General features: G+C 39.2%; 8 protein-coding genes and 1 pseudogene. 3 read left to right on the top strand and 6 right to left on the bottom strand.

The features are described 5' to 3' along the window. Positions 1-116: 116 nt before the first annotated feature. The 3 genes from C7972_RS23265 to C7972_RS23255 all read left to right on the top strand — a co-directional run bounded on the left by C7972_RS23265 (position 117) and on the right by C7972_RS23255 (position 3,679). Complete coding sequence (locus C7972_RS23265; RefSeq protein ID WP_110358560.1) at positions 117-1,037, top strand: DUF1837 domain-containing protein; 921 nt, start codon at positions 117-119, stop codon at positions 1,035-1,037. Between the two features lie 2 nt (positions 1,038-1,039). After that, positions 1,040-3,154: a DEAD/DEAH box helicase gene (locus C7972_RS23260; RefSeq protein WP_110358559.1), complete on the top strand. Its 2,115-nt coding sequence runs from the start codon at positions 1,040-1,042 to the stop codon at positions 3,152-3,154. Positions 3,155-3,295: 141 nt separating this feature from the next. Next, positions 3,296-3,679 carry a hypothetical protein gene (locus C7972_RS23255; protein ID WP_181422987.1) on the top strand — a complete coding sequence of 128 codons (384 nt, stop codon included), beginning with the start codon at positions 3,296-3,298 and terminating at the stop codon, positions 3,677-3,679. Between the two features lie 596 nt (positions 3,680-4,275). Here the strand turns inward: C7972_RS23255 and istB are convergent. The 6 genes and pseudogenes from istB to C7972_RS23990 all read right to left on the bottom strand — a co-directional run bounded on the left by istB (position 4,276) and on the right by C7972_RS23990 (position 8,746). Further along, positions 4,276-5,013 (bottom strand): IS21-like element helper ATPase IstB, encoded by a 738-nt coding sequence (istB, locus tag C7972_RS23250; protein WP_110358558.1) that lies wholly within the window; start codon positions 5,011-5,013, stop codon positions 4,276-4,278. Between the two features lie 24 nt (positions 5,014-5,037). Continuing rightward, positions 5,038-5,307, bottom strand: a complete 270-nt coding sequence (locus C7972_RS24260) for a hypothetical protein (RefSeq protein ID WP_258364936.1) — start codon at positions 5,305-5,307, stop codon at positions 5,038-5,040. A gap of 120 nt (positions 5,308-5,427) precedes the next feature. After that, a pseudogene (locus tag C7972_RS24505) lies at positions 5,428-5,589 on the bottom strand (hypothetical protein); the annotation flags it as partial. 21 nt (positions 5,590-5,610) lie between these two features. After that, positions 5,611-6,591, bottom strand: coding sequence for an IS21 family transposase (gene istA, locus C7972_RS24255; protein ID WP_258364935.1), 981 nt, complete (start codon positions 6,589-6,591; stop codon positions 5,611-5,613). A gap of 243 nt (positions 6,592-6,834) precedes the next feature. Beyond that, positions 6,835-8,523, bottom strand: a complete 1,689-nt coding sequence (locus C7972_RS23240) for a glycoside hydrolase family 32 protein (RefSeq protein ID WP_110358557.1) — start codon at positions 8,521-8,523, stop codon at positions 6,835-6,837. Between the two features lie 76 nt (positions 8,524-8,599). Beyond that, entirely contained in the window at positions 8,600-8,746 is a 147-nt protein-coding gene (locus C7972_RS23990; RefSeq protein ID WP_181422986.1) for a hypothetical protein, read from the bottom strand. Positions 8,747-8,754: the final 8 nt, after the last annotated feature.

Below are 8,754 nucleotides of genomic sequence, written 5' to 3'. Positions count from 1 at the left end.
CAATAGAGAAAATTCATTACTTTTAATACGGCCCGATTACGATCCTGAAAAATCCTTTAGGATTTCCCAGACCGAAATCATAGCCTTAACGTTGGGCGTCATTAAAAAAACCGAGAATGAAATTTGAAATTATCGTAAATAACATATTTGATGACGTTAAGTTAGACACCACTTTAAGTCCGACTGACAACAAATCAGTTCTTGGAATAATCAACGACTTCGAGAATGGAGAATGGAGATATGAAAAATTTCAAAACTATATTTGGAATAACATTAAAGAAACAGCTTTAAGTCATAGCGAAAGACAAGCTTTGTTGAATGATGGTTCAGGTTCAGTTCTTTCTGAATCCGCAAAAAAATTACGATTAATTGAATCTGTAGATGCTATTGGCAGAGGTAGTGAAATCGCAGAAATCGTTCTGTATGGAATAATGAAAGACCACTATTCTGCTCTACCGATTGTACCTAAAATATTTTATAAGCAAAACACAAAGGATGAAGCTAAAGGTTCTGACAGTGTGCATATTGTCGTAGAATCAGAAGATTCATTTTCACTATGGTTTGGAGAATCTAAATTTTATAACAGTATTGAAAATACTCGTTTAGACAAAATTGTCGCTTCTGTAAAAGACTCTATTAGTTTAGAAAAAATAAAAAAAGAGAATAGCATTATTACCAATTTAAGCGACATAAACGATTTTGACGAGATTTCAGACGATTTAAAAGCTAAAATAAAAGCAAGTCTTTCCCAAGATGTATCAATTGATAAAATAAAACCAATTTTAAATATTCCTATTTTGCTTTTATACGAATGCGAACAAACAAAAACAGGAACAGATTTAACAGCAGAATACAAACAAGGGATTATTGATTATCACAAGGAGAGAGCAACCGAATATTTTAAAAAACAAATAGATAAATGTACAGATGTTCATTTATACGAGAAAATTAAATTTCACATTATCCTGTTTCCTATTGCTGACAAAGATAAAATCGTAGATAAATTTATTCAAATTGCTAAGGCTTATAGAGATTAGATATGCAAGAACAAGTTTTTGACCAATGCCATATAATTAACGAGCTTCTAATCGGTAAACAAGAAAATGAAGCTAGGCAAGAACTCATCAAATTATTGGACTACCACCAAACTAATCAATTAGACTACAATCCATTGGTTAATCATTTAATAAGGGAAACAGGGCTTTTCCCTTATTTAGAACCCGAAACTTCTAATTGGGAAGAACGATTTATCTACAATGCTTTTAAAGTGGACGTAGGAGAAGAAAAACCACTAACGCTTCATAGAGAACAATCGTTTTTACTTAAAAGTCTTTTAGAAGGCAGAAATATTGCTGTTAGTGCACCAACAAGTTTTGGGAAAAGTTTTGTGATTGACGCTTATATCAAAATCAAAAAGCCAAACAACGTATTAATTATTGTCCCAACATTAGCTCTAACGGATGAAACTAGAAGAAGGCTCTATAAAAAATTCGCACACGAATATAAAATCATAACTACCTCTGACGTTGAATTGTCTGATAAAAACATTTTTATCTTTCCTCAAGAAAGGGCAATGAATTACATCAATATTGTAGAATCATTTGATATAATGATAGTTGATGAATTCTATAAAGCTAGTAGCAAGTTTGATAAAGAAAGATCACCAAGCTTAATCAGAGCAATGATAAGACTCGGTGCGAAATCTAATCAAAAATATTATCTCGCCCCAAATATCACGTCCATTGATAGCAATCCATTTACAGAAGATATGGAATTTATCAGGCTTGATTTTAATACGGTTTTTTTAGAGAAACACGAATTATATAATCAAATAAACAACAACGAAGAAAAGAGTGAAAAACTATTAGAAATATTATCTGAAAACAGAGGAAAATCTTTGATTTATGCAGGTACATATTCAAACATAGACAGTTTAACTTACCTTTTCCTTGATACATACGAACCTGTAAAAAATGAACTACTTGAAATGTTTGCAGATTGGCTTTCTAAAAACTATGATGTCAATTGGAGTTTAACAAAGTTAATTAGTCGCGAAATTGGAGTTCATAATGGTAGATTACATCGTTCGTTAAGTCAAATTCAAGTAAAACTATTTGAAGAAGAAACAGGTATTCGCAATTTGATTTCAACATCCTCAATTATAGAAGGTGTTAATACATCAGCAGAAAATGTTATAATATGGCGAAATAGAAAAGGAAGTGCAAAACTAGATGACTTCACTTATAAAAACATTATTGGTAGAGGTGGTAGAATGTTTAAACACTTTATAGGAAAAATATACATTTTGGAACAGCCACCAATTGAAGGTCAAACTCAATTAGACATTCCATTCCCAGATGAAATATTAGGAGATTTAGACGATACGAAATATGAAGGATTGCTAACTAAAGAACAAGTTGCAAAATTAAAAATCTATAATGATGAAATGGGCGAACTTATGGGCGTTCAAGTATATGACGAACTAAAAGCAGAATCTGCATTTCAATCGAGTAATTCTGAATTAATCAAAACAATCGCAATTGACTTAACAACAAACCCTGATGAATGGAACGGATTATATTATTTAAATGAATTTAAACCTGAAAATTGGGATAGACTGTTGTATAAGGTTATAAAGTTACAACCAGGGAATTGGGATACAGGTTATAAAATATTTGTTGAATTTATTAAGATAATGGCATATAATTGGAGTAAATCCATTCCTGAATTATTGAAAGAACTTGAAGATTATGACGTAGGTATTGATAAATTCTTTCTTTTGGAAAGAAACGTAACTTATAAATTTTCAGCCTTATTAAATGACTTAAACACCTTGCAAAAAAGAATTCTAAAGGACAAACAATATGATATTTCTAAATTCATAAAGTGGTGTTCTCACGCTTTTCTTCCAAAGGTTGTGTTTCAATTGGAGGAATATGGTTTACCACGAATGATATCTAAAAAACTTCACGAATCTAATGTTATCGACTTCTATAATAACGAATTGACAATTCATAACGTAGTTGAACAACTTAATGAGATTGGTAAAGAAATGACTATCGAAAGGACAAATAATTTAGATGAGTTTGATAAGTATATTTTGAACTATTTCTTTGACGGAATAAAAATAACGAACGCCCAACAACGTATATAAAAAATAGCGGTTTTGGTGCTTAAACGAAAGATAATTAATAAAATAAAGGTCAGTTGTAAACCGAAAAGTTAGTGCTTAAAAATCCGCTATTTTTCATATACAAGACCGTTGTAACCAATACGAGAAAAACCCGAACCGAAAATGACATTAGGATTAATAATTACCATTTTAGCTTTAGGAATCGCATTACTCATTGTGCTAAATCAATGTAAGAAAGCGAAAATCAAACTAAATACTGAAATCGAAAATAAGAATTCAGAAATCACTGCAAAAATTAACGAAAACAACAAACTTAACTCTGATTTAGAAAGGTTTAGCAGAATAGTATCAATCGAAAATGAAATTGAATTCAAGAATAAGGAATTTTCTGTAATTCAAGCAAATGCAACTGAATTGAACGATAAATTTATTAGTGCAAAATCAATCTTTAAAGAATTAGAGAAAGATATTAAACTCTATCAAAATGATTTAGAATTTGTTGAACTCGGAATTTATGAACCGATTTTCGATTTAGAAACTTTGTAGCCTTCCCTAAAAATGTAATTAATGGCTAGCTCTCGCCTACTTACGAAAATCCTCCCACGCCAAAAAGTGTGGCAGGACGGATTTTCTATTCGATTTGTAGTTGCTGAAAACCGCAATAAACCCTTATAATAGCCTCTTAACATAGCAAAAAGAAACTGGTTCATTTTATTTTGCCACTACTTGTCATTTTTTATCTTGACGTAACTTGCGCTTACGATCGAATAATTATCTTTTTTCATAATGTGTAAATATTTAAAATTAAACAAAAAAATAGCTGGGGCATGCCCCAGCTATTTTCTATTTACACACTTTATGAGATAGTCCTTTTGTTTTTTATCAATCTATAATGTTGATTTTTAGGTATTTAATTGTTATCAACCCTTTTCAGCCTTTTACTTGGTTGTATTTGGTATTCCTTCATTTTCCTGATTAAAAGCGGTAATGCAAATTATTGATAGTGTCAAAAATAGCATGTATTTTTTCATAATGGTTCAGATTTAATGAATGTCGACAGGCTATTTCGGAGTGATGGTGCCACCTGTTTCGGTCAAACAGTGCCACTTTGAAAGATCTTTCAATTATACAAAAAAAATGTGTTAGTCGTTTTTTAAAATTCCTTTTCTTAAGCTTTCCCCTTTTAGGTCCAACCTGTGCGATGAGTTCACTATCCTGTCCAATATGGCATCGGCAATGGTGCTTTCCCCTATAATATCATACCACGCGGATACGGGTATCTGGGAGGATATAATGGTCGAGGCCTTATTGTAACGGTCATCGATGATATCCATCAGTGCCTCGCGGGCATGGTTGTCAAAACTCTGCAGTCCAAAGTCGTCCAGGATCAACAGGTCCGTTTTCAAGAGTTTGTCCAGCTCCTTGAGATAGGTGCCGTCCACTTTGCATAGTTTCAGTCTTTTGAGGAGCCTGGCCGTATTGGCGTATATGGCCCTTTGTTCCATCATACATGCCTGGTGTCCCAGTGCCTGTGCCAGATAGCTCTTGCCCGTTCCCGAGGCCCCGGTAAGGATTATGTTTTCCTTCCTGGCCATAAAATCCAAGGTCCCCAGGCGGGCGAACATATTCTTGTCCAGGTTGCGCTGTTGGGCATAGTTCACCTCGGCCAGGTTGGCGGACTGTGCGAACCCCGCCTGTTTCAACAACCGTTGGATCTTCCGGTTCTGACGGTCCTCCCACTGGTGGTCCGTGAGCATGGCCAGGTACTCATCGGCGGTAATATCGGCCACACCGTTGTCCCTTACGTGCTGTAGGTGCAATTGGGCCATGGCCCCTAAGCGCATCTGTTTCAATTTTTCGATCGTCTGTTCATTGTTCATAATATATTGGATTTAAGTTATGTATTATCGGTAAGCGGAGGCACCCCGTATGTTCCCGTGGTCCGGGATATGGCTCTTGTCCTCTTCGAGGTCCCGGTAGAACAGGGAGCTTTTGTCCAGGTTGTTCTTCAGGATGTTCCTGATCCGCATATAGGAAACGGCATCTGCCTGCAGGGCCCTTTTACAGGCATTGTCCAGGCGTTCCGCCCCGTAGGCCTTATGGAGCTGTATGACCCCCATGGCCCTTTTATATCCTATTTCCGGATAGTCCCCCTTGGCGAGTATCGTCTCCACACAGCCCAGTACATGGTCGCCGTGTCGGGCCGCTTTCTTTTTAAAGAACTCCGGGCTCCAGTCACTATAATATTTATGGGTGCTGCTAAGATGCTCCCTGTTGGTATTATAGCTGCCTTTTTCCGGATGGCGCCGGTGCAGGGCGATCCGTTGTTGGTGGTAATAGACTTCGACAACGGAACCGGTGTAATGGATGGTGGTCTCTTTCCCGATATAGCGGTAGGGAACGCTATAATAGCTCTTGTCCGCGGAGAAATAGATATACCCCATCTTCTGCACCTTCGCCCTTCGATATTCCTTGAGCTAGTACGCACTCTCGGGCAGGGGCTTCAGGTATTCCCGTTCCACGGATTGGAACAGCTCCCTGCGACTGGCCTCCTTTCGTTTGAACAACAGGTCGTTGTACGCCACCAGCAAACGTTTTATCTCCCGGTTCAGATCTCCGAGGGAGAAGAACACCATTTCCCGTATTGGGTAGTAGATACGCTGATAGGCAAGGTGCACGGCGTTCTCCACCAGGGCCTTGTCCTGGGGGGAATACCCCCGGGCGGGGTTTATGGCGCAGTTGTAATGCCGTGCAAAATCCTTAAAGCTACGATTAATGTCCGCCTCATATTTACTGGCCCTTGTCACCGCCGATTTCAGGTTGTCCGATACAATGGCCTTGGGCACGCCACCATAAAAGTTCAGGGCATTGGTGCAACAACCGATCAGGTCCTCCCGTTTTTGGCTCCTGCAGGCCTCCACATAGGTATAATGGCTATTGGGAAGGATGGCCACGAACACTTCCACCGGGACCACTTCCCCAGTGTCCCTATCAACAATATGGAGCTTCTTGCCGGCGTAGTCGATGAACATTTCGTTCCCTGCCTCGTGCTCGAGCTTCATGGAACCCTTGGCCTTTGCGTATTTGCGCCGGTAATGTTCCATGAACTGGGTGTAACCATAAGGCTCTTTGGCCTGCTGTACGTACTGCTGATAATGATATAGAAAGGTAAACCCGGGATGGTTCCGGGCCTTGTTGACCCCCTCAAAACATTGCATGAGCTCTTCGTAGCGACTATTATCTATAGTGGTATGGGAAGGGAACTGGGCTTCAAGGGCCCCATTGTCAAGGGCCAACAATTCTTTAAGGGGACGGTCGCAGGCCCCGAACAGCCGCATATAACTATTTACGGTGTTACGGGAGATGCCCAAGGTCGTACCTATCTTACGGTTGCTGAGACCGTCCAGGTGCAAAGTGATGATCTGTTTTAAGTCCATTGGATCAAGTGTATTGGCCATATCGCTAGTTTTTTAGCGACAAGGTAATTGTTACTTGATCTCTCAAAGTGGCACAAAACGAAACGCTATAAGTCCCGTTCCCGACAAAGGTGGCACAGATCGAACCGATATCACTGGCACAAAACGAACCGAAATGGATTGCGTTCCACACCTAAAGTGGCACAGATCAAACCGAAATGCCTGGCACTATAACACCGAAACGGGTGGCACAAAACGAACCGAAGTATCCAACAGGGTCAGTACTTAATACGGGTTAGCCTGGTTTAGTTCCCATATTTTCAGATTACTAACGGTCATATCCTTCCCATCGGAAAATAGTCGGATTCCCTTTGAGCCCTGACTAGGGTAAATGCGTCTTGCTATCGCTTGACGGTCGTTTGCAAATACTTCTACTATAGATCTATCCACATATATACGCAAAACCAATGGCTCACCTTCTTTCAATTCCAAAGGGGCTTCTTCGATTATTTTTCTACCAAACTCTTTTCCTGATTTAGTGGTGTCGAATTTTAATTTTCGGTCTTTTGGATCGTAGTATATTTTTGTTTCCTCACTCCCGTCTTCAGACACACATACCTTTACGCCATATGAGCCGTTCTCGTTAGGGTCAATCGTCAATTCCAGTTCCATAAGCTCATTGCCGTATTCATCCAGAATGTAATCAACTCCCTTAGCCACTCGAATGTCCGATAGACTGGCATCTTCCTTCACTCTTAACATTTTAAGTTCCTCAACAGGCTGCATACGCAATGTTCCATCATCACCCAGCCAAAGTGACCTGGGCAATCCGTAGGTCCCGGTCCAACCATAGTACTGTTTATCTGAATCCGGGCGATCGTCAAAAATCCATGTCCACATAATCTGCCGTCCTTTCCCATCTATTAGTGCTTCAGGTGCAAAATAGGCTTTGTCTTCCCAGGACATTCTACCGTGGACTTCGGGATAGAATTTATCCTTCTTATAATCGCCTACATAATATTGGCAGCCTCTATTATGGCTAATAAATAGTAAAAGATATTTATCACTTGGCTTTCCTCCGTCCGGTCCTGACGGAAGGGGTAGGAAGCTGGGACACATATTGTCTTCTGTCTTACTGGTCCATTTACGGTTGGACTGGTAAAATTCATGTTGATAGGTCCAATCTTTCAAGTCCTTTGAAGCGAACAGAGAAAGCCTGTCCCCTTGATAATCCAGGGAGTCTTTTGGTAGAGGAGGTTCATCTCTATTGGCAGGTAAACCCTTTCCTCTAGAGCCATATTTCCGAAGTACCAGTAAATTACCTGTAAGCATGTAATACAGTCCATCCTTCTTCCAAATGTTGGAAGGGTCTGCAGAGCTTACATGGATATTTTTCCCTGATCTATCGGTTAGTTCGGTGATTCCCCATTCAGTAGATTTAATTACCGGATTGCTTTCTATTTTTTTCCATGTATCGTATTGATCATCTAAATTTTGTGCAATACCAATACCTTTGGCTCCCCTAAGCATCCAGTAAGATAGGTAAGCGGAGCCATCATCGTCGACAAAAGCTCCTCCGCTATAAACACCCTCGTCCCCATCACCGGGTGCCAATGCATCCGGGTGGTGTCTCCAATGTACCATATCCGTACTGGATACATGGCCCCATGAGAAGCCTGACCCTGTCCTTTTATATAGATACATCAAATGATATTTGCCATTGTGGTAAAACGCTCCATTGGGATCACCGGGATACCCAACATCATCGGGCACCGTAAAATGATATGCCGGACGGTAAGGATCTGCCATAAGCCTTTCCCTAAATTCCCGGGTGGCTTTTATAACCTCTTTTGGGATGGCTTCTCCGTCATGTACCAGGGAAGGTATTTGGACCTCTTCTTTCTGTCCCCATGCACTTAAAAATACTCCAGAACAAAGAAACGAAAGTGTTATTGATATCAGTTTTTTATTCATAATACTATTTTAATTTTTTATTTTCAGATTTTAGTAAATGGCTTCAAATATCAAGGAATTAACCTAAGTGACACAATTAATAACCTGCATTTTGGTTGTATAAATTCTGGCTCGAATCGCTTTCACTTTTGGGTATGGGAAGATATTCGTCTCTTCCTACAGTAAATACGGCATTGCCCGGATGAGCCCTACGACTCCTTTCCTTGTCAAAATAGAAATTCATTGTCTTAT

The organism is Arenibacter sp. ARW7G5Y1 (genome assembly GCF_003201775.1).
In the GTDB taxonomy this organism is placed as follows: Bacteria; Bacteroidota; Bacteroidia; order Flavobacteriales; family Flavobacteriaceae; genus Arenibacter.
The sequence above is the reverse complement of the archived record's forward strand: the minus strand, read 5'-3'. Positions and strand labels throughout refer to the sequence as shown.